The organism is Verrucosispora sp. WMMD703, from assembly GCF_049178935.1.
Classification (GTDB): domain Bacteria; phylum Actinomycetota; class Actinomycetes; order Mycobacteriales; family Micromonosporaceae; genus Micromonospora; species Micromonospora sediminimaris.
Genome location: NZ_JBMHMM010000004.1, coordinates 843,182 through 866,114, shown reverse-complemented (window position 1 = coordinate 866,114; position 22,933 = coordinate 843,182). Strand labels below are relative to the sequence as shown.

Below are 22,933 nucleotides of genomic sequence, written 5' to 3'. Positions count from 1 at the left end.
CGAGCGTGAGGGAGCGGATGCATGGGTCGACTGCGGCTGGGACGGGTTCCGGGATGACCCTGCAACAGGTCTACCTGCTGATGATCGCCGCGGCGGCGACCGTGCTGGTAAGCGTCACCGCCGCACGGCTGGCCACCCGGGTCGGCGTACCGATGCTGCTGGCGTACCTCGGCATCGGGCTGCTGCTCGGCGAGAACGGACTCGGCCTGCGCTTCGACGACGCCGCCCTGGCGCAGGCCCTGGGCACTGCGGCGCTTGCGGTGATCCTGGTGGAGGGTGGCCTGACCACCCGGTTCTCCGACATTCGACCGGTACTGGCACCGGCGACCGCGCTCGCCACCGTCGGTGTGCTGATCAGCGTCGGGGTCACCGCCCTCGGCGCGCACCTGCTGCTCGACGTCTCGTGGCAGCTGGCTCTGCTGCTGGGCGCGGTGGTGTCCTCCACCGACGCGGCGGCGGTCTTCTCGGTGCTGCGCACCCTGCCGTTGCCCCGGCGACTGGCCGGGCTGGTGGAGGCAGAGTCGGGGCTGAACGACGCACCCACAGTCATCCTGGTACTCGCCTTCAGCGCCACCGGACTGACCTCGACCAGCCCGGTGGAACTGCTGGTCCAGATGGTCTACCAGCTCGGCATCGGTGGCGCGGTCGGCGTCGCGATCGGCCTCGCCGGAGTGTGGTTCCTGCGCCGGCTCACCCTGCCCGCATCGGGCCTCTATCCGATCGCCACCTTCTCCTGTGGCATCTTCGCCTTCGCCGCCGCCGGGCTCGTCCAGGCCAGCGGTTTCCTCGCCGCGTACCTCGCCGCGCTGATCCTGGGCAACGCCCGGCTGGCGCACCGCCGCGCCACGGTCTCGGTGGCCGAGGGGCTCGGCTGGATCGCGCAGATCGGCCTGTTCGTCATGCTCGGTCTGTTGGCCAATCCCAGCGAACTGCCCGCCGCGATCCTGCCCGCCCTCGCCGTGGGTCTGGTACTGCTGCTGCTCGCTCGCCCGATGTCGGTGCTGGTCACCCTGTTGCCGTTCCGGATTCCGCTGCGCGAACAGGTGCTGCTGTCCTGGGCTGGGCTGCGGGGCGCGGTGCCCATCGTGCTGGCCACCATTCCCGTCGTGGCCGGCGTCGGCGCCAGCGAACAGCTGTTCAACATCGTCTTCGTGCTGGTCGTGGTCTTCACACTGGTGCAGGCTCCGACGCTGCCGTGGCTGGCCAAACGCCTGCGGCTCAGCTCGGCCGGGATCGGTCCGGACCTGCAGGTCGAGTCCGCGCCGCTGGACGCCATCGACGCGGACCTGCTGCACCTCACCGTCGAGCCCGACTCCCAAATGCACGGCGTGCACATCCGCGAGCTGCGGCTGCCGCCACCGGCCGCGGTCACCCTCGTGGTCCGCGACGGGACCGCCTTCGTACCCGAGCCGGACGCCCGGTTGCGCCACGGTGATCAGCTGCTCGTGGTCACCACCCCACACGTCCGGGACCGGGCGGAACGCCGTCTGCGGGCGGTCGCCCGGGCCGGCCGGCTCGCCCACTGGCGCGGCGAGACCGGCGACCCGGAGCGGCCGGCCAGGATCCGGCGTCCCCCGGAGACCCCGACGATCCCGCCGCGCGCGGCACCATCGCCGGACACCGGTGACGAGTCGCCGTCGGCCCTCGTCCCGTCGGCGGGCTGACCCGCACGGCGAGTGGCCGGCCGTCGCCTGGGCCCGACGCGGGCCGGCCAGGTACTCGACACAGGGCCTAAGGTGAGGCTGGTGTGCCGGGAAGCCTGGTCGGCGGTCGTGTCCTCAACAACCTCTCGGAGGCCGCCGTGCACCCGCCCGCCATCCGCACCGAGCACCTGAGCAAGCGGTACGGTTCCCTGCTCGCCCTCGACGATCTCGACCTGACCGTCGACGCCGGTGAGGTGTTCGGCTTCCTGGGGCCCAACGGCGCCGGCAAGTCCACCACCATCCGGCTGCTGCTCGGCCTGGCCCGCCCGACCGCCGGCCAGGCGTGGATCTTCGGTACCGCCGCCGCCGAGGTGGCCACGGCACACCAGCGGCTCGCCTACGTGCCGGCCGATGTGACGCTCTGGCCGCAGCTCACCGGCGCGGAGATCCTGGAGTTGCTCGGCGCCACCGGGCCAGGCGTCGACGTCGCCTACCGGGACGAACTGGTGGACCGGTTCGCCCTCGACCTGTCGAAGCCGGGACGGGCCTACTCCACCGGCAACCGACAGAAGGTGGCCCTGATCGCCGCGTTCGCCACCCGGGCGCCGCTGCTCGTCCTGGACGAGCCGACCGCCGGCCTGGACCCGCTGATGGAACGCGAGTTCCGCCGCGCGGTGAACGAGGCCCGCGACACCGGGAGCACGGTGTTCCTCTCCTCCCATCAGCTGGCGGAGGTGGAAGCTGTCTGCGACCGGGTGGGCATCCTGCGCGCCGGGCGCCTCGTCGACGTCGCCACCATCCCGGAGTTGCGGCGGCTGCACCGCACCGAGGTGCTGGTGCGGTTCGCCGGCCCGGTACCGGAGTTGACCGGCGTGGCGGGCATCGACGGCGTCCAGGTCGACGGGGCCGCGCTGCGATTCACCCTCACCGGGCCGCCCGGCCCGGCCCTGCGGGCACTGGCGGGGGCCGACCTCACCACCCTCACCATGCGCGAGCCCACGCTGGAGGAGATCTTCCTCGCCTACTACGGGGAGGGGAGTCGGTGACCGCCATCGGAGGCGGAGGCGCCGCCAGGGCCGCCGTCACCCGGCTCGCCCTGCGCCAGGTCCGTCGGCCCGCGCTCGTCGTGTCCGCGGTGACGGGAGGCATCACCGCCGTCGTCGTCGCCGGGTACGAGAGCACGGCCGGCACCACACTCGATGCCGCCGCGTTGGCCGCCCTCGCTGAGAACCCGGCGGTCCGCACCCTGTTCGGTGAACCGTTCGCGCTGGACACCCCGGGTGGCTTCACCGTCTGGCGGACCGGCACCGTACTTGCCGTCCTGCTCTCGGTTTGGGGGGTGCTCGCCACTACCCGGGTCACCCGGGGCGAGGAGGAGAGCGGCCGGTGGGACCTCCTGCTGGCTGGCCGGCTGACGGTGCCGGCCGTGCTCGGTCGGCACCTCGCCGTCCTGAATGCCGCAGTGGTGATCGCCGGAGCCGCGGCCGGGATCGTGCTCGTCGCGGCCGGCACGCCACTGGGCGGCGCCCTTCGGTACGCGGCGGGTCTCGTGCTGGTCGCCCTCTTCGCCGTGGCGACGGCGCTGTTGACTGCGCAGGTGATGCCGACCCGGGCCGGGGCGAGCGGGTCGGCCCTGGCCGTGCTCGGCGTCGGACTGCTGGCCCGGATGGTCGGGGACGGCGTCGCCGCGCTGGGGTGGTTGCGCTGGCTGTCGCCGTACGGGCTGCTCGCCCTCGTCCGTCCCTACCGCGACGACCGGCTGCTGCCCCTGCTCGTGCTGGCCGGTGCGGCGCTCCTGGTCGGCGCGGCGGCGACAGCGCTGGGCGGGCGTCGTGACGTGCGGGCCGGGCTGGTCGCCGCACCGGCCGGCCGGCCGCCCCGCAAATGGCTGCTCGGCACGGTCGACGGGTTCGCGGTACGCCGGATGTCGCGCCCGCTGGCCGGCTGGTCCGCCGGGATCGGCGCGTACTTCCTGCTGATCGGTCTGCTGGCGACGTCGATGACCGACTTCCTGGCGGACAATCCGCGCTTCGCCGAACTCGCCGCGCAGGCCGGCTTCACCGAACTGGGCAGCGTACGCGGCTACACCGCGTCCCTGTTCGTCCTGCTCGCCGTGCCGGTCGGGGTCTTCGCCGCGTCCCGGCTCGCCGAGTTCGTGGCCGCCGAGACGGACGGCCGGCTGACGTCGCTGTACGCACAGCCGGTCAGCCGTAACCGGCTGCTGACCGCCGAGACGCTGGCCGCCCTCGGCGGGGTGGCGGTGCTCGTCACCGTGGCGGCGACGGCGACCTGGCTCGGCGCCTATCTGGTGGACGCCCCACTGCCGCTGGCCGCCGCCCTGGCCGGCACCTGGCACGTGCTGCCGGTCGTGCTGCTCTGCCTCGGCGCGGCGATCCTCGCCCTCGGTTGGCTGCCCCGGGCCACCGCGGCCGTCGGTGTCCTACCCGCGATCGGCGGGTTCCTGCTCCAGGTGCTCGCCGACAGCGCCGACCTTCCGGGGTGGGTGTCCGCGATCTCACCGTTCACCCATCTGGCGGCGGTCCCGGCCGAGTCGCCCGCCTGGCCGGCGTGGTGGATCATGGTCGGGATCGCGGTGCTCGCCGCCGCCCTCGGCAGGCTCGGCCACCGGCGTCGCGACCTGCTGGGATGAACAACGCCCGTCGTCGCCGGGGAGCGTCGCGACCGGTGTCGAGCGGCAGGTAAGGGCCTAGGCCCTGCGTCGAAGTCCTCGGTCGAGCCGAGGCGGAGTCCAGGCGGCGGTCCGGCAAGGCGGGGATTGGTCCGGATACCGGTGTTGTATCCGGACCAATGCCTAACGCGGCCGGCCGTCGCCTGGGCCCGCCGTAGGCCGGCCAGGGACTTCGACACAGGGCCTAACCGGCGGCGGCCCGCCGGACCAACCGGCGGGCCTCGTCGCCCGGCACGCCGGTGGCCCGCAGCATGTCGTTGGCGACAGTCCGCAGTTGGGAAACCACGATGGTGCCGGAGAAGCCGATCTCCTGCCGGCATGCCTCACCAGCGTCCTGCACGGCCCGCAGCACCCGCTCCCGCGTCCGGACCGGCTCCTGCATCGACAGGAACTCCTCGTGCATCAGGCGCACGCCCTGCCCCACCTGCTCGACGGCGGTGGACAGGCAGACCGGCACCGGTTCGTGGTCACGCAGTGCCGTGAAGATGCGGCGGACCAGCGTCCGGCTGTTGCGGAAAGCTCGGTCCAGGTGCTCGGCCCCGGCGCCGTACGCGGCCAGCGCCCGGCGCCGCCGCCACTGCAGCGGAGAGAAGCGGACCACCTCCTCGGCAGCGGTCACCACGTCACCGACCTCCCGCAGTTGTCCTTCGGCGGACCGCATCTCGTCCAGCACCTCCCTCGCCCGACGCGCATCCCCTCGGGCCAGCGCCTCCGCGGCCGACGTCAACTGCCGGGCGAAGGTGTCCAGCGCCGGCCCGGCGATGCGGCGCACGCTGCGGGTCGGGTTCATCGGGGCGAGGACCAGCACCACCAGCAGCCCGGTCGCGCCGCCGACCAGGGCATTCACCGTCCGCGGCAGGACGATGTCCGGCGTGCCCGGGGCGAGGGTGGCGATCAGTGCCGCCGCGCCGCCGGCCTGGGTGACCAGGGCACCGGTGCCCCGCACGGCCACCGCGACAAGCAGCGCACCGAACACGATCACGAACGTCTGCCAGGCACCGGTGCCGACCGTACCCACCAGCAGGTCGCCGATCAGGACCCCGACGATCACGCCGACGATCAGTTCGACGGCCCGGCGGGCTCGCCGGCCGATCGAGGTGGCAATGACGGCGACCGCGGCGATCGGGGCAAAGGTCGGGTCCGGGTTGCCGAGCACCTGCTCGGCGACCAACCAGGCCAGCGACGCGGCCAGACCGCCCTGGAAGGCCAGCAGCAGATGCTGTCGCAGCCGGCCGTAACTGCGCCTGCCGGCGGCTGCGAAGCGTCCCCGGAGGCTGCTCATCGGGTCATCCGACGGGGTGGGCCATGGTCCCGGTGAGTGCCACGGTGCCCGGCAACCGGGTGTCCTGCCGGAGGAACTGCACCACCACCGGCACTGGCGAACTGAGCACACAGCCGTACGGGCGGTCGAGGCGGACGGCCTCCGGATCGATCAGGTCGTTGACCCGTACGTGCCGGATGCGTCGGGCACCGACGGCGAACCGGTACGGCCCGACCGGTTCGGTGTCCTCGTAGTAGAAGTGGAGCAGCACCTCCGCCTCGGAGTCGGTGGTGTTCAGCACACACAACTGGTCGAAACTGGTGAACTGCGGCTCGCCGCCGGTGCCGCCGAACGGCACGTGCCCGCCCGGCACCGCCCACACCTGCGCCATCACGCCTCCTCCAGCAGTCGGGCCAGGTCCGGGGTGAGGAACACCCCGTCCGGGTCGAGGCGGCGGCGGGCCGCCTGAAAGTCGTCCCAGCGGGGAAAGAGCGGTCGCAGGTCCTCGGCGGTCAACCAGTGCTTCTTGCCCCAGTGCGGCCGTCCGCCGTAGCGCCGGAAGACGGCCTCCATGTCGCGGAAGTACTCCTCGTACGGCAACGAGGCGTTCTGCAGGCAGGCGATGGCGGTGGTGGGGCGACCGTACGCGTTGCTGAGCCAGATGTCGTCGGCGGCGATGCTGCGGACCAACACCCGCCAGCCCACGGTGCGCCGGTGCCGGCTCAGGATCCGTCGCCGGATCTCCGCGAAGCAGGCCGGGAACGCCTCTGACGGGAGCATGTACTCGATCTCCTCGAAACGCAGATCGCGATGCTGAGGGATGGTGTCGTGGGTCGGCCCGATCTCCAGTTCCCTGGGCTCCTGCCACCCGTTCCACTCCGGCACCCGGCGGGCCGGCCACGTGGAACGCGCGGCCACCCCGTCGATTCGGTTCATGGTGCGGATCTGGGTCAGGTCGCTGCGCGGGTACCAGTAGAAGTCCATGTTGCGGTTGGTGTGCTGCAACTCGGCCAGATGGTCGAGGGTCCACTCGATCGGGGCGCACCAGGACCGTCGACGCAACTCGTAGCTGGGCTCCAGGTCGAGGGTGAGCTGGGTCACCACTCCCAGGACACCGAGGGAGAGCCGGGCGGCGGGCAGCAACTCCTGGTTGCTGGTCGCGGAGACGTCCAGCACCTCACCGGTGCCCGTGACGAGGCGTACCTCGGACACCTGGGTCGACAGGTTACCGAAGCCGAGGCCGGTGCCGTGGGTGCCGGTGGCGATGGCGCCCGCGATGGACTGGTAGTCCACGTCGCCTAGGTTCTCCATGGCCAGCCCGGCCTCGTAGAGGCCCGCACCCAGCTCTCTGAGCCGGCTACCGCCCCGGACCGTGGCCCGGTCACCGGCCTTGTCGATCACACCGGCCATCCGGTGCAGGCTGACCAGGGTGCCGTCGGTGCGTACCAGCGGGCTCGACGAGTGGCCCGAGCCCACCGGGCGCAGGCTGGTTCCCGCCTCACGGGCCCGCAGCACCAGTTCCCGCACCTCGTCCTCGTCGGCCGGCTCGGCGTAGCCGGACGGGGTGAAGGCGAGACTGCCGGACCAGTTCACGAACGGACGGGACACCCCCGGCAACCTCCTCTCGACGGACGAACCGTGCGCTTACCCCCGGCCTGGCGGGGTAGTCGCTGGCATGGCCGAACCCGTCCCTTCCACGTCGAAGGCCCGACCCACCAGCGGGACACGTCGTGTCTGAGTGGTGGTACGCGGCGCTGGTGGCAGTGCTGTGGCTGGCCATCGGCCTGGGCACGGCAGCGGTTTTCGTCACCCGTGGCGGTCACCGCAGCCCGCTCTGGTACCTGGTGGGCGCACTGCTCGGGCCGCTGTTCGTGCCGATCGCGGTCGAGCGGGGCCGGGCCCGCCCACAGCTGGTCGACGTACGCCACCGACCAGCCCGACCGGTCGGCAACGGGTTGCGCGTGCTGGTCGGGGTGGACGGCTCCGCGCACTCCGACCGCGCGCTGCGTGCCATCGCCCGCGCCCTCACCGGAAGCACAAGTGAACTCGTCCTGGTCACCGTGACCAGCGCCGACCTGACCGACGCGGAGTCCCGGCAGGAGCACCAGCGGGCCCGCCGCATGATCGACGAGCGGGCCGCCGGACTGCCCGAGGGGCTGCCCCGGCCCACCACCGTGGTCGTCACCGGTCACCCCGTCGATGCCTTGCTGACGGTCGCCGACGACCGGGATGTGGACCTGCTGGTGGTCGGCCGGCACGGACACGGGATCGGCGACCGCTTGCTGGGCAGCGTCGCCGAGGGCCTCACCCACCGGTCGAGGCGGGCCGTTCTGCTCGGCAGCCTGCCCGGCCGCTGACCGCCCGCGACCCTCGCCACCGTCCGGCACCCCGGCCCTGACCTCGGTGTCGGCCGGTCCGGCGGTGCCGACCGGGAACCATGCCAGCCCAGGAAGCGACTATAGGTACATGCGGTGTGAGCAGTGGCGGGAGATCCTGTCGGCGCAGTTGGACGGTGAGGTCACGGCGGACGAGCAGCGCAACGTCGGTGCGCACCTGGAGACCTGCGCCGGTTGCCGGGCCTGGCTGGACGCGGCGGCGAAGGTGACCCGCCGGGCGCGTACCCAGGTGGTGACCTCGCTGCCGGATCTGACCGAGGCGATTCTCGCCGCCGCACCGCCGCCGCGTCGGCGCTGGCGCACGCTCGTCGCCGCCGCGATGCCGAGTCGTTGGTGGCCGGCGACCGGTGCGCAACCCAGCCTGGTCAACGGGCTGCGCGCCGCGCTGGGTCTGCTGGGCGCCGTGCAACTGGTGCTCGGGCTGGCGCAGATCGGCCGAACCGAGGTCGCCGAGCACCTCCACGCCAACGGCCAGCACCTGTGGCACGAATCCGCCGCCTGGAATGTCGCCGTGGGTGCGGGCTTCCTCTTCGTCGCGCTGCGTCGGACCTCGCCGTCGGGGCTGCTGCCGATGCTCGGCGCCTTCGTGGTCACCCTGGTGTTGCTGTCGGTCAACGACCTCGTCGCCTCGCAGGTCGCGGTGGAGCGGCTGGTGAGTCACGGCTTCCTGGTGGTCGGCTACCTGATCACCGTGCTGCTGGCGCGAAGCTCCCGCCAGCCCGGCGAACCGGGCGACCGGCGCCAGCCGGAGCGGTCCCGTTGGCGGTTGCGCCTCGACGAGGCCGACGAGCCCGCCCCGCTGCGGCTGTTGCCGCCCTACTCGGCCCAGGCCCGGCACTCCGCCCACCTGGGTTCCGCCCCGGCCCGCCGGCGTGCCGCTCACGGCGACGACCGGAACCGTGACCGGCGGCGGGTCGCCTGACGGGCCTCATCCGGCGGCGCCGGGCCGGTCCGCCGGACAGTCGGCCGACCGCATCGCCGCGACCAGATCCTCACGGGCCCGGGCCACCCGGGATCGGATGGTGCCGACCGGCACGTCACAAACCTGCGCGGCCTCGACGTATGACAGGCCGAGCAGTTGGGTCGCCACGAACGCCTCACGCCGCTCGGGGGCGAGACCGTCGAGCATTCCCCGGAGCACCACCTGCTCGTCCACCCCGGCACGCACTCCGGCCGGTGTGCTCTCCGCGGCGGTCTGCCAGTCGCTGAGGTTCGCGGTCCGTGGCCGGCAGGTGGCGGCGCGTACCTGGTCCACGGCGACCCGCCGGGCGATGGCGAGCAGCCAGGTCCGGGCCGTGGAGCGGCCGGCGAACGACGGCAGTGCCCGCCAGGCTCGCAGGTACGTCTCCTGGACCAGGTCATCGACCTCCCGCACCCCGGGCAAATGGGTCAGGAACCGCCGTACGTCCTGCTGGGTGGCCCGCACGAACGCGGCTGCGGCGGCATGGTCGCCCCGGCCCGCCGCGAGCGCGTACCCGCTGATGTCGTCGGTCACGGCTGTCATCGCCGTATTGGTCGGTGGAAACCGTCGGTTGGTTCCCTGGCGGGCCGGCAATCGGGCCGGCAATCGGAGGACCTGGCTAGCCGGACCGCTCCGGGCGACGCCGTAGACTGCACTGATGGGGCACCTCACGTGAGCGAGCGGAGTGCCGTGCTGACTGACCAGCCGCCGCGGTACGGGCACCTGTGCTGGGCGTACGACGACCCGGCCGGGTTCATGACCCATGCCGTGGAGTTCCTGCGCGCCGGCTTGGCGGCCGGCGAGCGGGTCTGGTTCGTCGTCTCCGGTCCCGCCGAACCGGTCCGGGACCACCTGCTCGGTGTCCGGAACTTCGCCGACGCGCTGCTGACGGGTGCCGCCCAGGTCCGCTCCCTCGACGGCGCGTACGGCAGCACAGCGGTGATCGATCCGGCGAGTCAGGTGGCGTCCTACCGCCGGGCCACCCGGGAAGCCGTCGCCGCCGGATACAGCGGCCTGCGGGTGGCCGCCGACGCCACCGAGCTGGTCCGTACCGCCGCGCAACGCGACGCGTTCGCCCGTTACGAGCAGCGTGTGAACGAGATGATGCGCACCGAGCCGTTCCAGGCCATGTGCGCGTACGACCGCTCGCAGCTGGGCGAGCCGGCGGTCGCCGAGCTGGCCTGCCTGCACCCGGAACACAACCTCGGCCAGCTGCTGTTCCGGCTGTACGCGGTACCGCTGCGTCAGGGGCAGGCCGCCCTCGCCGGTGAGCTGGACCCGTCCAACCACGACCTGTTCCGCACCGCGCTGGACCGCGCGGATCTGCAACCCGTCGATGACGAACTGGTGCTGGACGCGGATGGGCTCCGTTTCCTCGACCACCGGGCGCTCATCCACCTGAACGAGTACGCCCGGGACCGGCAGGTGACGGTGGTGCTGCGGGCCGCCCGCTCCGGGGTGGCCCGGCTCGCCGCCCTGCTGGACCTGCCCGACCTGCGGGTGGAGGTGACCCGGTGAGGACCGGTGCGGCCGCCGGGCGCACCGGCTACTTCCACGAGGCTCTCTGTTACGGCTCCGACGAGGAACTGCTCGCCGTCGTGGTGCCTTTCCTGGTCGGTGGTGTGGAGGTGAACGAGCCCACCTTCGTCGCGCTCGGCGAGCGCACCGGCAACCTGGTGCGCGCCGCGTTGCCCGCCGACACAAAGGTCGAGTTCCTGTCGGGCGGCGACGTCTACGCCCGGCCCACCGCCGCCATCCGGATGTACCGCCAGCTCCTCGCCGATCTGGTCGCCGACGGTGCCACCCAGATCCGGATCATCGGCGAGGTGCCGCCGGTCGGTCTCGGCCCCACCTGGGACTGGTGGGCCCGGTACGAGTCGGCGATCAACCACGCGTACGACGACTGGCCGTTGTGGAGCATGTGCGCGTACGACACCCGGACCAGCGCACCCGGGGTGCTGGCGGACGTCGCCGCCACGCACCCGTGCTTCGCCGCAGTCGACGGGCGGCACCTGCCGAGTGTCGACTACGTCGCGCCGGAGACCTTCCTGCGCCAGACGCGCCCGATGCCGCCCGACCCGATGCAGACGACCCCGCCCCTGGTTGACCTGCTCGGCCCGACGGCGGCGCAGGCCCGCGCGGCCGTGCACCAGGTGGGCCAGGGCGGGCTCCGGGACGACGAGTTCGACGACTTCGTCGTCGCCGTCAGCGAGACCGTCACCAACGGGCTGCGGCACGGCAGTCCCCCGGTCCGGTTCCGGCTGTGGGCGGGCGCGGAACGCATCGTCGCCACCGTCAGTGACGCCGGCCCCGGCCCCCAGAATCCGTACGCCGGGCTGCTGCCGTCGGCTAACGGGGTGCCGGGCGGGCTGGGCTTGTGGATCACCCATCAGTCGTGCAACCACGTCACCTACCACCGCGACGACCAGGGGTTCACCCTACGACTCACCGCCGGCCGACCGCTGGGCGCCTGAGCACACACGAGTCGCCGGGCCGGCGTTCACCGGCCCGGCGACTCGTGGCGTACCGCACTACTTGCGGAACGCGTCCTTGATCTTCTCGCCGGCCTGCTTGAGGTTGGCGCGCATCTGGTCGCCGCGACCTTCCGCCGCCAGGCGCTCGTCGTCGGTGGCGTGACCCACGCCTTCCTTGATCTTGCCGCCGGTGTTCTCGGCGGTGTTGTTGAACTTGTCCTCGACGCCCATGTCGCCCTCCCGGGGGATCCTGTCGCTACGTCCAGTCAGGTACCCAGTCCGGCATCGACCAACCGGAAAAGTTCAAGAAACGGGGCGGAACCGGCGCAGCCGGAGGCTGTTGGCCACCACGAACACCGACGAGAACGCCATCGCCGCCCCCGCGATCATCGGGTTGAGCAGCCCGGCGGCTGCCAGCGGCAGGGCGGCCACGTTGTACGCGAACGCCCAGAACAGGTTGCCCTTGATGGTGCCGAGGGTGGCGCGGGCCAGCCTGATGGCGTCTACCGCAGCCAGCAGGTCGTCCCGGACGAGAGTCAGGTCGGACGCCTCGATCGCCACGTCGGTGCCGGTGCCCATCGCCAGTCCGAGGTCCGCCTGGGCCAGCGCGGCGGCGTCGTTGACGCCGTCGCCCACCATCGCCACCACCCGGCCCTCCCCCTGCAACCGGGCGACCACCTCGACCTTCTCCGTGGGCAGCACCTCCGCGATCACCTCGTCGATGCCCACCTCAGCGGCCACCGCCCGGGCGACCGTGGCGTTGTCACCGGTGAGCAGCACCGGCTTCAGGCCGAGCGCGCGCAGCCGCCGTACCGCCTCCCGGCTGGTCGGCTTCACCTGGTCGGCCACGGCGAGCAGGCCACGGGCCTGGCCGTCCCAGCCGACCAGCACGGCCGTGCGCCCCGCCGCCTCCGCGTCGGTCGCTGCCCGGGCGAGATCATCCGGTACGACCAGACCCCGCTCATTCAACAGCCGGGCCCGGCCGAGCAGCACCTGGCGGCCGTCCACGGTGCCGCTGACCCCCAGCCCGGCCACGTTCGCGAAATCGGTGACCGGCGGCAGCACGCCGACCTCGGCGGCACCGGCCACCACCGCTCGGGCGACCGGGTGCTCCGAGCCGTTCTCCAGGGCGGCAGCCAGGCGCAGCACCTCGTCGCGTCGCTCACCTCCGGCGGGGGTCACCGCGAGCAGGCTCATCCGGCCGGTGGTCACGGTGCCGGTCTTGTCGAGCACCACGGTGTCCACCCGCCGGGTGGACTCCAGCGCCTCCGGCCCCTTGATCAGGACGCCGAGCTGTGCGCCCCGCCCGGTGCCGACAAGCAGCGCGGTCGGGGTGGCCAGGCCGAGGGCGCACGGGCAGGCGATGATCAGCACCGCCACGGCGGCGGTGAAGGCGGCGGCCGGGCCGGCGCCGTTCCCCAGCCACCAGCCCAGGGTGCCGGCAGCCAGGGCGATCACGATCGGCACGAAGACTCCGGAGATGCGGTCGGCGAGCCGCTGGGCGGCGGCCTTGCCGCTCTGCGCCTGCTCGACCAGCCGGGCCATCTGGGCGAGCTGGGTGTCGGCGCCGACCCGGGTCGCGGAGACCACCAGTCGGCCACCGGCGTTGACGCAGCCCCCGATCACCGCGTCACCCGTTCCCACTTCGACAGGTACCGACTCGCCGGTGACCAGGCTGGCGTCGACCGCCGAGGAGCCCTCCTCCACCGTCCCGTCGGTGGCGATCTTCTCGCCGGGCCGCACCACGAAGCGATCGCCCACCGCGAGCTGGTCGACCGGGACCCGGGTCTCCACCCCGTCCCGCAGCACTGACACGTCCCTGGCGCCCAGTTCCAGCAGGGCCCGCAGGGCCGACCCGGCGGTGCGCTTCGCGCGCGCCTCGAAGTAGCGACCGGCGAGGATGAAGGTGGTCACCCCGGCGGCCGCCTCCAGATAGATGTTGCCGGCGCCGTCGGTACGACCGATGGAGAAGCTGAACGGGTGGGTCATGCCGGGGGTACCGGCGGTGCCGAGGAACAACGCCCACACCGACCAGCCGAGAGCGGCCAACGTGCCCAGCGACACCAGGGTGTCCATGGTCGCGGCACCGTGCCGCAGGTTGACAAGCGCGGCCCGGTGGAAGGGCAGCCCGCCGTAGACCACCACCGGGGCGGCCAGGGTCAGCGACAGCCACTGCCAGTAGGTGAACTGCCAGGCCGGCACCATGGCCAGCGCGATCACCGGCAGGCTCAGTGCCACCGACACCCACAGCCGGGTACGCAGGGAATGCAGCGGATCCGCCGGCTCGGCGGCAGCCGGTCCGGCCGGGGTGGGCGGCGGCGGCAGGCTGGCCTGGTAACCGGTCTTCTCGACGGTGGCGACGAGATCGTCCGGAGTGATCGGGTCGGCGTACGAGACCGTCGCCTTCTCGGTGGCGTAGTTGACGGTGGCCTGCACGCCGTCGATCCGGTTGAGCTTCTTCTCGATCCGGGCGGCGCAGGACGCGCAGGTCATCCCGCCGATGGCCAGCTCGATCAGGTGCGGCGCGGTGGTCAGGGGTCGGCTCGTACTCATTGCGGGTCCTGTCAGTCGTGTCCGTGCCCGGGGGTCCCGTGCCCGTCCTCGGGCGCGGTGGTGGGGTGCCCGTCGGCCGGTCCGGTGGTGCCGCCCGGGTCACCGACGTGCACCGTGAACTCGGCGGTACGCACCACTCCCCGGTGGCGGAAGTCGAGATAGAGCCGGTACGCGCCGGCCGAGGGGAACTCGGTGGCGAAGCTGACCTGTGGGCCGGGGGCGGTGCGTCCGTCTCCCGGGCTGCCCTCGGGGTGTACGTGGAGATAGGCCAGGTCACCACGGCGCAGCGCGACCAGGTGACCGTACGCGCCGAGGTACGGCTCCAGGTCGGTGACAGGCGTGCCGTCGCGGCTGACGGTGAGCGTCAGCGTCGTGGTGCGCCCCGGCTGCGGGGCTCCGGTGAGGGCGACGGTGTAGCCGTCGACGGTGGCGTTGCTCGCCGGGGCGGGCAGCGGTCGCTCGGCCAGCGTGCCGGGGACGGTCACGTCGACGCCGAGCGTCAGGGGGTCGCCGCCGGTCGGGGTGAAGTCGGCGAAGGCCCGCCACACCCCGGGAGAGTCCAGCGGTGAGGCGATCCGCCAGGTGCCGTCCCCGGCCAGCTCCGGATGGACGTGCCGGAAGCCGGAGAGGTCGCGGCGGGCCACGATGAGGTGCATCCGTTCGTCGTGGGTGACGTCGTACCCGGTCACCGGACGGCCATCGGGACCGGTGATCCGGAACGCGAACTCACCCGGCGGCGCGTCGACCGGCACCAGGGTGTAGCCACGGTCGGCAACGAGCAGGCCGCCGGGCAGGTGCCCGGCTGCCCCTTCCTCGTGCCCGGCCGCCTCCTCATGCCCGGCGTCACCCTCGTCGCGGGCGTCACCGCCGTGGCCGGCGCCCTCGCTGTCGTGGCCGGCGGCGACCACGGTCACCGGGCCGGTCAGCTGCCCCACCCCGTACGCCGCGCCGAACACCGCCGCCAGGCCGAGCACGAAGCCGCTCAGCTTCGTCGCCGTGTTCATGGTTGACCCCTCGGTTTCCGCGCGCCGGCCGGCTCAGGCGCCGGCCAGCTCGTATCCGGCCTCGTCCACGGCGGCACGCACCGCGTCGTCGGAGAGCGGCTGGTCGCTGGTGACGGTGACCCGACCGGCGGCCAGATCCACCTGAACGTCCTTGACGCCCTCGATCGCACCGATCTCGGTGCTGACCGCGTTGACGCAGTGCCCGCAGGTCATGCCCTGCACCTGGTACGTCGTGCTGACCATGGAACTCTCCTCACCACTTCGAAAGGGTGGGCCGAACACCCACCCGGATACCCGCAGGGGGTATCCGTCGCACCGACCGTACCATACCCCCTGGGGGTAGGTTATTCTTGCCGGCATGAGCACACCCGCGCCGATCCGCGGCTACACCGCCAGCAAGGACCAGCTCCTCGCCCGCCTGCGCCGGGTGGAGGGTCAGGTGCGCGGCATCGAGAAGATGGTCGACGAGGACCGCTACTGCATCGACGTGCTCACCCAGATCTCCGCCATCCAGGCCGCCCTGGACAAGGTCGCCCTCGGCCTGCTCGACGGGCACGCCCGGCACTGCATGCACGAAGGCGCCGCCGAGGGGCGCGCCGACGAGATGGCGACCGAGATGATGGCCGCCGTGGGCCGGCTCATGAAGCGCGGCTGACCCGACCCGCCGACGCACCCTCGCGACAGGCGTCGACAGGTCCGGCTGGTTACCATTCGCACACGATGGCCAGCCGAAATCCGTGCCTCGCGGCCCGAGGTCGCCGTCAGGCGTACGCCCGCACGGCCGTCGCGAGCGGGTCCACAGCTCACGGTACGCAGCCACCCCGCCACGCTCAGGCCATTCGGGCTGCCCTTCCACACCGCCGTCCGGCGGCACTGAACCGTCTCGCCCATCGACACGTACTCAGCCCTGAAATCGTTGGGAGACACTGAATGGGCGCCGACCACACCCGTTCCGCTCCGCCCACCCCGCCGGGGGTGCGGCGGATCCTCGTCGTGACGGTGGTCCCCCTTTTCATCGCCACCCTGGTCGCCGCCATCGTGCTCTGGCCCCGGGACGCCCCGCGCCCCGAGGCCGCCGACGACACCCCCCGCTACCACGGCACGATCACCCGGGTGGTCAGCGAGCCATGCCCGTCCAACCCGGTGGTACCCGAGGGGACTCCGACGGCTGCGGACGGCCCCTGCGGCACGGTCACCGTCCGGGTGCAGACCGGACCGGACGCCGGGCAGGAGGTGCAGACACCCATCCCGACCGGGCCGGGCGCCCCTCGCGTCGAGGTCGACGACGACATCATCCTGGTCTCGCTGATCGACCCGGAGGATCCGACGGTCAGCACCTACAACATCGCCGAGCACCAACGCGGCAAGCCGCTGGTGTGGCTGGCCGTACTCTTCGCCGCCGCCATCGTCGCCTTCGGGCGGCTGCGCGGACTGGCCGCGCTGGGTGGCCTGGCCGCCAGCTTCGCCATCCTGCTGACCTTCGTACTGCCCGGCATCAGCGCCGGCCAGCCACCGCTCGCGGTCGCCATCGTCGGCGCCTCGCTGATCATGTTCGTGGTGCTGTACCTGACCCACGGCATATCCGCCCAGACCTCGGTGGCCGTGCTCGGCACGCTCGCCAGTCTGGTGCTCACCGGGCTGCTCGGGCTGGCCGCGACCGGGGCCACCCACCTGACCGGTTTCGGCAGCGAGGACGCCACCACCCTGTCCATGTTCCGGGCCGACGTCGACCTGCACGGTCTGCTGCTCGCCGGCATCATCATCGGCTCGTTGGGCGTACTCGACGACGTCACGGTCACCCAGGCCGCCGCGGTCAACGAGTTGCGCCACGCCAACCCGGACCTCTCCCGCCGGGAGTTGTACCGCTCGGCCACCCGGGTCGGGCGGGCACACATCGCCTCGGTGGTCAACACGATCGTGCTGGCGTACGCCGGCGCCTCGCTGCCCCTCCTGCTTCTGCTGACCGCGGATTCCCGCGCACTGGGGCAGATCCTGACCAGCGAGTTCCTCACCACGGAGATCGTTCGTAGCGTGGTCGCCACGCTCGGGCTGATCGCCGCGGTACCGCTTACCACCGCGCTGGCTGCGGTGGTCAGCACCGCCGGGCGCGGCGACGCCGACGTCCACAGCGGTGAGCCCACCCCCGTGATTCCCCGGCCGGCAACGGACCGGGCCGAGGCGCTCCACGCCCTCAGCACCCCACCCACCCGAAACACGTCCCCCGCCACCCCTCCAAGGTGGCCCGACCCGGACAGGAGCACGGACACCACATGGTGACACTCCTCAACGTGACCGCCCCTGTATACGCGGCTCGTAATCGTGTCGCTGGTCACTCAAAGCGATTACGAAATGACGCATCTAGTCGGGTTCGGGGCGTAGAAGCACAGATGGACTGTCAGGTAACCTCACTGCCGGTCACCGCCGAAGGCGCGCAGCGGCGCCTGCGGTGCCGCCGCCCAATCGCCGCCAGGCGAGCCGGGGACCCAGGTACGTGGGGTGAATCCGCGAAAGCGGTAGGGGCCACTTCCGTCCCGAACCCGTCAGCTAACCCGGTCGGCGGTCGATGGAAGGGAAAACAGTGACGGCACCCCTACGCCGCTGGTTGACGCCCGTGGTGGCCGTGTTCGCCGCGTTCGCCGTTTTCGCTGGTCCGATGCCGGCGACGGCCGCACCGAACGACCCCAAACCAGCGGAGCACGACGACGACCCGCCGATGCTCAACGACTTGATCGAGGCGACCACCCGGGACTACTCCAAGGCCAAGGCCAAGCTGGAGAAATCCAAGAAGCGGCAACTCCGACTGGCGGTTGAGGTCCGCGCCGCTCAGGCTGACCTGGACGCACTCTCGCCACAGGTCGCTCAGATCGCCACCCAGTCGTACCGCACGGGCCGGGTCGGCGCGATCGCCATGCTGTTGCAGAGCAGTGCACCGGACTCGTTCATCAACCGGGCCTCGGCGCTGGACGAGCTGAACCTGGTGAACGACAAGAAACTGGGCGAGGTCAACGCGATCAAGCTCCGCGCCGAGCAGGCCAAGCTCGCGCTCGACGCCGAGGTGCGCGAGCAGAAGAAGCTGACAAATGACATGGCGCGCAAGAAGAGCGAGGCGGAGAAGTCCCTCCGACTGGTCGGTGGTGTCGGCCTGACCGGCGGGTTGGTGGACGCCACCTCGCCGGTGGCCCGGATCGCGCCGAACCGGGCCTCGGACGGCGGCTGGAAGCCCGAGTCGTGCAGCCAGAACGACCCCACCACGTCGGGCTGCATCACGCCGCGGACGCTGCACATGTACAAGGAGGTCAAGCGAGCCGGATTCAACCGGTTCGTCGGCTGCTTCCGTCCGGGTGACAAGTTCGAGCACCCCAAGGGCCGGGCCTGTGACTGGTCATTGCAGAACAGCGGCTTCAGCCCGTGGCACAACAACGACACCCGGATCTACGGCAACAACCTGGCGGCCTTCCTGGTCCGCAACGCCGACCGACTGGGCGTCTACTACGTGATCTGGAACCGGCAGATCTGGTTCGCGGCCACCGAGCGCTGGAGTTCCTACAGCGGCCCGTCCAACCACACGGACCACGTACACGTGTCGCTGCTCTGATCGCTCACACGACGCACCGAGGGCCGTCCCGCCAACCGTGGTGGGACGGCCCTCGTCGTTCCGGAGGTCACCGTCGCGGTCGCCGACTGCCGGTACCCGGACCGGCCTCATTCCTCGCGACGGGTCGCGGGATCAGGGCGCGGTCGCCATCGCACCGCCGAGTGCGGCGGGTTCCGCGGCGACCGCCCGCACCTCACCGGCGGCCAGTCGGTACGACATGCCGACCACCGCACATCGCCCGGCCGCCACCTCCGCAGCGAGAGTCGTGGAGGAGGCCAGCATCGTCTCGACGGTCCGCGCGATGTGGATGTCCACGATGCCGTCCAGGTCGTGCACTCCGGTGTCCTGCGCCCGGCGCAGGCTCGGCACCACGGCGTCGACCACGGCGCCCAGATGCCCGGGCGGCGTGGTGGCGGTGGCCAGTGCCTCGCGGGCCGCCTGGACAGCGCCGCACGAGTCGTGGCCGAGCACCACCACCAGGGGCGTACGCAGCACGGCCACCGCGTACTCCACGCTGCCCAGCACCTCCGGCCCGACGGTGTGTCCGGCGGTACGAACCACGAAGAGGTCGCCCAACCCGCGATCGAAGATGATCTCGGCGGCGAGCCGGGAGTCGGAGCAGCCGACGATCACCGCGAAGGGATGCTGTTCGGCCGCGACGGCGGCCCGCCGCCCAGCGTTCTGGTTGGGATGCCGCAGTGCGTCGGTGACGAACCGCCGGTTCCCGGCGAGCAACTCGGCGAGGGCCCGCTGCGGGGCGCCGGGAAGATCCGCGCTGAGCAACTCGCGGTCCGGTCCGGGCTGGGGACCGAGCGTTCCGGGTCGACTCATCCGGCTGCACCTCATCTCTGGGAGGAATGCCTGGTCATCCCGGCCGGCGCTGGTCACGGGCTGCCATCACGGTCACACGCGCCATAACGCACGTCAAGCTATACGTGATATGCATTTCATACATCAGTCGACGCTTGCGCTCGGCCGAACCGAGGCCGGTAACGACGCGGGCCGGGGTACTCGAACGGCAGGTCATACGATGGCGGGCATGGCGAGCACTGACGGACGGGAAAGCGCACGGAACTGGACTTTCCTCACGAACCACGCGCACGTCCTGCTCGCCATCGCCCGTAACCCCACCGCCCGGCTACGCGACGTCGCGACGGAGGTCGGCGTCACCGAACGTGCCGCTCAGGCCATCGTCGCCGACCTGGAGGCGGGCGGCTACCTGCACCGCACCCGGGTGGGCCGGCGCAACGAGTACACCCTCAACCCGGCCGGGCGGTTCCGCCACCCGGCGGAGGCCGACCACCAGGTGGGTGACCTGCTGGCCCTCTTCACCAAGGAGCAGGTGACCGACACCGCCGACCACTGAGCCGGCAGCCGTCCTGATCAGACGACGTGGCGCGCTTCACCCACCCGGAACGATCGCCGCGCTGCGATCAGGCCGACGGCGGGATAGGTTGGATCCCGTGTCGTCTCCAGCATTCGCCCGTCCACTGTGGCCGGCAATGCTGTGCGCACTTCGTGAGCTGACCCGGTTGGCGTTGGCGACCCTGGTGCTCGCCGTAGGTGTCGGTGGGGCCGTCGCGGCCGATCCGCCGGCCCGGCCCACCGCCGTACCACCACCGAACGCCACGGTCGTCGGCGGCTCGCCATCCACCGCGATGTCGGCCGTCCAGCCCATCGTCGAGCCCGCTCAGGCGGTCGACGCCGGCCAGGTTTGGCGGGCGCCGGCCACCGGCGCACCGCTGCGGCCCGACCGTACCGACGCCGAGCCGGCCGATGCCGCCCAGGTCGATCACCGCGCCGCCCCGGTGCCCGCCGTCCGGGCGGGCGAGCCGACCCGTCGCGGCCCACCCACCGCCTGACCGACGGCGGTCCGCTCGACCGATCGAGCCAGGTGACGCCGCCGCTCCGCCGGCCAGATGCCCGGTGGGCCCAACGGCCACCGCGGCATCAGCCGTGCCCCGGCATCAGACCCGCCGTCACAACCCGCGTCCATCACAGTCGACGACTCATCCCGACCGCGAGGTGTTGATGATGCGTACCGCTCTCTCCTCCGTCCTGCTCGACGCGCCCCGCGCCGCCGCCATCTGGCTGGGCCTGCTCGGCGTGGTGACGCTCGCCGTCACCGGCCTGCTGCTACGACCTCGACTCTTCCGCTTCGACGCCGGCACCCGCATCCGCGAGGCCGCGCTGCCGAGCCGGTCCGACCACGCCGAGCAACGACGTGACCAGGAGCGCTGGGCCGAGGAGGTCACGATCGCGGCGGAGCGGGCCGACGCGACGGCCCGGCACCGCCGCGACGAATGGCTCACCGCCCAGGACGAGGCCGAGCAGGCGTGGCAGGCGTACGAGGCGGCAGAGGCGGACGTACGCCGGCTCTCCGATGCCGCCGGCATGCCGCTGCCGCAGACCGCCCGCACCCCCGCCGAGTACGCCGACCGCGAGCGCTGGCTGCACCGGGCCGCCCTGGACGCGTACTGGCGGCGAGAGTTGTCGGTGGAACAGCTCAGCGACGTCTTCGCGCACCGCGGCTGGGATCCCCGGTTGCACCCGGTGGAGCAGGAGTTGATGCTGCGTCGGGCGGTACGCGACCACCTGCTCGCCCGGCAGCGGGCGGCCCGGGAACGGGAGCAGGCGACCTGGCGGGCCGCGGAACTCGCCGCCGCCGCAGCTCGCAGCCTGCGCGAGGAAGCAGCCGCCGCGCTGTTGCCGGCGGCCACGGAACGCGAGTCGCTCCTTCCGCTGACCACACCCGCTGCCGCCGAGCAGACCCGGGAGATCCCGGCGGTCGTCGGCCGGGCGCCGGTCGCCGCGTACTGATAGCCGAACGCCCTCCCACCCGGTCTCCGGCAATTAGTGTCGGAAGGACGTCGACCGGGTACCGACCTCGCCGGACATTGAGGAGGGCCGACGTGGTCGCAAGCGATGGCGGGAACCAGCCCGACGAGACGGCGCTTAGGGGCGCCGGGCCACGCCAGACCTGGGCCGCCCTGCCCTGGCTGGTCCGCTCCGCCGTGGTGTGGAGCGCCTGCCTGGTGGTGATCGCCGCCGGGCTCTACCTGCTGGCGCGGATCACGCTGCTGGTCACCCCGCTGGCCATCGCCCTGGCCGCCACCCTGTTCCTCGCCGCGCTGCTCGATCCGGTGAACCTGGCGCTCCGCCGGCTGCGCCTGCCGGCCGCGCTCGCCGCTCTGCTCAGCGTTCTCTTCCTGCTCGGCATCCTGGGCGGTGTCGGCGCACTGGTGTGGAGCCTGACCGCCGACCAGTTCAGCGAGTTGGGCCAGGAACTGCGGCAAGGGCTGGAGCGCACCCGCGACTTCGTCACCTCCACCCTGCCGGTCAGCGACGCACAGCTCGACAGCCTGCTCAACCAGCTGCGCCAGGCGATCAGCCAGCAGCAGGTGGACCCGGTCGCCAGCGCCCGCACCGTGGCCGAGGTCGTGGGCTCCGCCCTGCTCGCCCTGGTGCTGCTGTTCTTCCTGCTCAAGGACGGCCGGGAGATGTGGCAATGGACGCTGCGCCGGGCCGCCGGGCGCAACCGGGACATCGCCGCCGAGGCGGGCCGTGTCGGCTGGCACACCCTCGGTTCGTACAGCCGGGGCACCATGTTGATCGCGGCCATCGACGCCATCGGTATCGGGTTGGCGCTGGTGCTGCTCAGGGTGCCGCTGGCGTTCCCACTAGCATTGATCACGTTCATCGGCGGGTTCGTGCCGATCGTCGGTGCCACCGTGGCCGGCGCGGTCGCGGTGCTGGTGGCCCTGGCCGCCAACGGGCCGACCACCGCCCTGCTCACCCTGGCCGCCGTGATCGCCGTTCAGCAGATCGAGGGCAACCTGCTGGAGCCGCTGGTGATGAAGCGCCAGGTACGGCTGCATCCAGTGGTGATCCTGGTCGCGGTGACCGCCGGCACCCTCATCGCCGGCATCGCGGGAGCCTTCGTGGCGGTCCCGATCACGGCCGTCGCCTGGCGGGTCATCGACAGCGTGCAACGTCAACGGCAGGCCGCCGCGAATGCCTCCGATTCGGCGTCCGGCCCGCCGGCACCCGATTCACCCCCATCGAGAACGCCTCCGTCCGGCCCATCGACCACAGCCCCCGCACCATCACCCTCCGAACCGTCGTCGTCCGGACCCGCCCCCGAGCCCACCTGACGTCCCCATCGCTCGGCGCTCGGCACTCGGCACTCGGCACTCGGCACTCGGCGCGCGGCACTCGGCGCGCGGCACTCGGCACTCGGCACTCGGCACTCGGCGCGCGGCGCTCGGCACTCGGCGCGCGGCGCTCGGCATCAGCTTGCGGCATGTCGGGCCGTCAACCCGACGGGAAAGCGCAACATGCCGCAAACCGTGTCCTT

Annotated in this window: 23 protein-coding genes and 1 riboswitch; of the genes, 14 read left to right on the top strand and 9 right to left on the bottom strand. The window is 72.2% G+C overall.

What is annotated here, in order from left to right; genetic code table 11:
* Positions 1–53: 53 nt before the first annotated feature.
* From ACN26Z_RS04655 to ACN26Z_RS04645, 3 genes are all read left to right on the top strand, one after another.
* The gene (locus ACN26Z_RS04655) at positions 54–1,664 is read left to right on the top strand and encodes a potassium/proton antiporter (protein ID WP_282240181.1); all 1,611 of its coding nucleotides are present in this window, start codon (positions 54–56) and stop codon (positions 1,662–1,664) included.
* An 83-nt stretch (positions 1,665–1,747) separates the two neighbouring features.
* Entirely contained in the window at positions 1,748–2,689 is a 942-nt protein-coding gene (locus ACN26Z_RS04650; RefSeq protein ID WP_421459989.1) for an ATP-binding cassette domain-containing protein, read from the top strand.
* Positions 2,686–4,293 carry an ABC transporter permease gene (locus ACN26Z_RS04645; protein ID WP_421459987.1) on the top strand — a complete coding sequence of 536 codons (1,608 nt, stop codon included), beginning with the start codon at positions 2,686–2,688 and terminating at the stop codon, positions 4,291–4,293. The genes ACN26Z_RS04650 and ACN26Z_RS04645 overlap by 4 nt, the downstream gene beginning before the upstream one ends.
* 223 nt (positions 4,294–4,516) lie before the next feature.
* On the opposite strand, the gene ACN26Z_RS04640 is transcribed toward ACN26Z_RS04645, so the two are convergent.
* Genes ACN26Z_RS04640 through ACN26Z_RS04630 form a run of 3 tightly spaced genes read right to left on the bottom strand, consistent with a single transcriptional unit; the run spans position 4,517 to position 7,201 of the window.
* The gene (locus ACN26Z_RS04640) at positions 4,517–5,614 is read right to left on the bottom strand and encodes an FUSC family protein (RefSeq protein ID WP_093408514.1); all 1,098 of its coding nucleotides are present in this window, start codon (positions 5,612–5,614) and stop codon (positions 4,517–4,519) included.
* 4 nt (positions 5,615–5,618) lie between these two features.
* The gene (locus ACN26Z_RS04635) at positions 5,619–5,984 is read right to left on the bottom strand and encodes a sensory rhodopsin transducer (RefSeq protein ID WP_093408517.1); all 366 of its coding nucleotides are present in this window, start codon (positions 5,982–5,984) and stop codon (positions 5,619–5,621) included.
* Complete coding sequence (locus ACN26Z_RS04630; protein ID WP_421459985.1) at positions 5,984–7,201, bottom strand: D-arabinono-1,4-lactone oxidase; 1,218 nt, start codon at positions 7,199–7,201, stop codon at positions 5,984–5,986. Before ACN26Z_RS04630 ends, ACN26Z_RS04635 begins: the two co-directional genes overlap by 1 nt.
* Positions 7,202–7,323: 122 nt before the next feature.
* On the opposite strand from ACN26Z_RS04630, the gene ACN26Z_RS04625 reads away from it, so the two are divergent.
* Both ACN26Z_RS04625 and ACN26Z_RS04620 read left to right on the top strand, forming a co-directional pair.
* On the top strand, positions 7,324–7,950 hold the full coding sequence (locus ACN26Z_RS04625; protein WP_170863555.1) for a universal stress protein: 627 nt from the start codon (positions 7,324–7,326) through the stop codon (positions 7,948–7,950).
* 109 nt (positions 7,951–8,059) lie between these two features.
* On the top strand, positions 8,060–8,911 hold the full coding sequence (locus tag ACN26Z_RS04620) for a zf-HC2 domain-containing protein (protein WP_421459983.1): 852 nt from the start codon (positions 8,060–8,062) through the stop codon (positions 8,909–8,911).
* A 6-nt stretch (positions 8,912–8,917) separates the two neighbouring features.
* Here the strand turns inward: ACN26Z_RS04620 and ACN26Z_RS04615 are convergent, their stop codons facing one another.
* Positions 8,918–9,493, bottom strand: coding sequence for a sigma-70 family RNA polymerase sigma factor (locus ACN26Z_RS04615; RefSeq protein ID WP_282240186.1), 576 nt, complete (start codon positions 9,491–9,493; stop codon positions 8,918–8,920).
* Between the two features lie 129 nt (positions 9,494–9,622).
* On the opposite strand from ACN26Z_RS04615, the gene ACN26Z_RS04610 reads away from it, so the two are divergent.
* Both ACN26Z_RS04610 and ACN26Z_RS04605 read left to right on the top strand, forming a co-directional pair.
* On the top strand, positions 9,623–10,468 hold the full coding sequence (locus ACN26Z_RS04610; protein WP_282240187.1) for an MEDS domain-containing protein: 846 nt from the start codon (positions 9,623–9,625) through the stop codon (positions 10,466–10,468).
* Entirely contained in the window at positions 10,465–11,424 is a 960-nt protein-coding gene (locus ACN26Z_RS04605) for an anti-sigma factor RsbA family regulatory protein (RefSeq protein WP_421459981.1), read from the top strand. Before ACN26Z_RS04610 ends, ACN26Z_RS04605 begins: the two co-directional genes overlap by 4 nt.
* 57 nt (positions 11,425–11,481) lie before the next feature.
* Here ACN26Z_RS04605 and ACN26Z_RS04600 read toward each other — a convergent pair whose 3' ends face one another.
* From ACN26Z_RS04600 to ACN26Z_RS04585, 4 genes are all read right to left on the bottom strand, one after another.
* Positions 11,482–11,655 carry a CsbD family protein gene (locus ACN26Z_RS04600; protein WP_093408532.1) on the bottom strand — a complete coding sequence of 58 codons (174 nt, stop codon included), beginning with the start codon at positions 11,653–11,655 and terminating at the stop codon, positions 11,482–11,484.
* A 72-nt stretch (positions 11,656–11,727) separates the two neighbouring features.
* Positions 11,728–13,977, bottom strand: a complete 2,250-nt coding sequence (locus ACN26Z_RS04595; protein ID WP_421459980.1) for a heavy metal translocating P-type ATPase — start codon at positions 13,975–13,977, stop codon at positions 11,728–11,730.
* An 11-nt stretch (positions 13,978–13,988) separates the two neighbouring features.
* The gene (locus tag ACN26Z_RS04590) at positions 13,989–14,981 is read right to left on the bottom strand and encodes a hypothetical protein (protein WP_282240190.1); all 993 of its coding nucleotides are present in this window, start codon (positions 14,979–14,981) and stop codon (positions 13,989–13,991) included.
* A 33-nt stretch (positions 14,982–15,014) separates the two neighbouring features.
* Entirely contained in the window at positions 15,015–15,224 is a 210-nt protein-coding gene (locus ACN26Z_RS04585) for a heavy-metal-associated domain-containing protein (RefSeq protein ID WP_093408540.1), read from the bottom strand.
* Positions 15,225–15,339: 115 nt separating this feature from the next.
* Between ACN26Z_RS04585 and ACN26Z_RS04580 the strand changes: the two genes are divergently transcribed.
* The 3 genes from ACN26Z_RS04580 to ACN26Z_RS04570 all read left to right on the top strand — a co-directional run bounded on the left by ACN26Z_RS04580 (position 15,340) and on the right by ACN26Z_RS04570 (position 18,576).
* A complete protein-coding gene (locus tag ACN26Z_RS04580; protein ID WP_093408543.1) occupies positions 15,340–15,636 on the top strand; it encodes a metal-sensitive transcriptional regulator in 297 nt (98 codons plus the stop codon).
* A 275-nt stretch (positions 15,637–15,911) separates the two neighbouring features.
* Positions 15,912–17,258, top strand: coding sequence for a YibE/F family protein (locus ACN26Z_RS04575; protein ID WP_421459979.1), 1,347 nt, complete (start codon positions 15,912–15,914; stop codon positions 17,256–17,258).
* Positions 17,259–17,424: 166 nt separating this feature from the next.
* Positions 17,425–17,556: riboswitch (cyclic di-AMP (ydaO/yuaA leader) on the top strand.
* A 3-nt stretch (positions 17,557–17,559) separates the two neighbouring features.
* Positions 17,560–18,576, top strand: a complete 1,017-nt coding sequence (locus ACN26Z_RS04570; RefSeq protein WP_282240192.1) for a coiled-coil domain-containing protein — start codon at positions 17,560–17,562, stop codon at positions 18,574–18,576.
* Positions 18,577–18,708: 132 nt separating this feature from the next.
* Here ACN26Z_RS04570 and ACN26Z_RS04565 read toward each other — a convergent pair whose 3' ends face one another.
* Entirely contained in the window at positions 18,709–19,407 is a 699-nt protein-coding gene (locus ACN26Z_RS04565) for a carbonic anhydrase (RefSeq protein ID WP_421459977.1), read from the bottom strand.
* Between the two features lie 199 nt (positions 19,408–19,606).
* Between ACN26Z_RS04565 and ACN26Z_RS04560 the strand changes: the two genes are divergently transcribed.
* From ACN26Z_RS04560 to ACN26Z_RS04545, 4 genes are all read left to right on the top strand, one after another.
* The gene (locus tag ACN26Z_RS04560; RefSeq protein ID WP_093408553.1) at positions 19,607–19,942 is read left to right on the top strand and encodes a helix-turn-helix transcriptional regulator; all 336 of its coding nucleotides are present in this window, start codon (positions 19,607–19,609) and stop codon (positions 19,940–19,942) included.
* Between the two features lie 97 nt (positions 19,943–20,039).
* Positions 20,040–20,438, top strand: coding sequence for a hypothetical protein (locus ACN26Z_RS04555; RefSeq protein ID WP_282240195.1), 399 nt, complete (start codon positions 20,040–20,042; stop codon positions 20,436–20,438).
* A 169-nt stretch (positions 20,439–20,607) separates the two neighbouring features.
* Complete coding sequence (locus tag ACN26Z_RS04550; RefSeq protein WP_421459975.1) at positions 20,608–21,396, top strand: hypothetical protein; 789 nt, start codon at positions 20,608–20,610, stop codon at positions 21,394–21,396.
* Between the two features lie 92 nt (positions 21,397–21,488).
* The gene (locus ACN26Z_RS04545) at positions 21,489–22,730 is read left to right on the top strand and encodes an AI-2E family transporter (RefSeq protein WP_282240197.1); all 1,242 of its coding nucleotides are present in this window, start codon (positions 21,489–21,491) and stop codon (positions 22,728–22,730) included.
* Positions 22,731–22,933: the final 203 nt, after the last annotated feature.

What these genes read in the sequence shown, in the direction of transcription:
- ACN26Z_RS04655 (WP_282240181.1), top strand. Translation starts at nt 54, where the DNA reads ATGACCCTGCAACAGGTCTACCTGCTGATGATCGCCGCGGCGGCGACC.
- ACN26Z_RS04640 (WP_093408514.1), bottom strand. Translation starts at nt 5,614, where the DNA reads ATGAGCAGCCTCCGGGGACGCTTCGCAGCCGCCGGCAGGCGCAGTTAC.
- ACN26Z_RS04635 (WP_093408517.1), bottom strand. Translation starts at nt 5,984, where the DNA reads ATGGCGCAGGTGTGGGCGGTGCCGGGCGGGCACGTGCCGTTCGGCGGC.
- ACN26Z_RS04620 (WP_421459983.1), top strand. Translation starts at nt 8,060, where the DNA reads ATGCGGTGTGAGCAGTGGCGGGAGATCCTGTCGGCGCAGTTGGACGGT.
- ACN26Z_RS04615 (WP_282240186.1), bottom strand. Translation starts at nt 9,493, where the DNA reads ATGACAGCCGTGACCGACGACATCAGCGGGTACGCGCTCGCGGCGGGC.
- ACN26Z_RS04600 (WP_093408532.1), bottom strand. Translation starts at nt 11,655, where the DNA reads ATGGGCGTCGAGGACAAGTTCAACAACACCGCCGAGAACACCGGCGGC.
- ACN26Z_RS04595 (WP_421459980.1), bottom strand. Translation starts at nt 13,977, where the DNA reads ATGAGTACGAGCCGACCCCTGACCACCGCGCCGCACCTGATCGAGCTG.
- ACN26Z_RS04590 (WP_282240190.1), bottom strand. Translation starts at nt 14,981, where the DNA reads ATGAACACGGCGACGAAGCTGAGCGGCTTCGTGCTCGGCCTGGCGGCG.
- ACN26Z_RS04585 (WP_093408540.1), bottom strand. Translation starts at nt 15,224, where the DNA reads ATGGTCAGCACGACGTACCAGGTGCAGGGCATGACCTGCGGGCACTGC.
- ACN26Z_RS04580 (WP_093408543.1), top strand. Translation starts at nt 15,340, where the DNA reads ATGAGCACACCCGCGCCGATCCGCGGCTACACCGCCAGCAAGGACCAG.
- ACN26Z_RS04575 (WP_421459979.1), top strand. Translation starts at nt 15,912, where the DNA reads ATGGGCGCCGACCACACCCGTTCCGCTCCGCCCACCCCGCCGGGGGTG.
- ACN26Z_RS04565 (WP_421459977.1), bottom strand. Translation starts at nt 19,407, where the DNA reads ATGAGTCGACCCGGAACGCTCGGTCCCCAGCCCGGACCGGACCGCGAG.
- ACN26Z_RS04560 (WP_093408553.1), top strand. Translation starts at nt 19,607, where the DNA reads ATGGCGGGCATGGCGAGCACTGACGGACGGGAAAGCGCACGGAACTGG.
- ACN26Z_RS04550 (WP_421459975.1), top strand. Translation starts at nt 20,608, where the DNA reads ATGATGCGTACCGCTCTCTCCTCCGTCCTGCTCGACGCGCCCCGCGCC.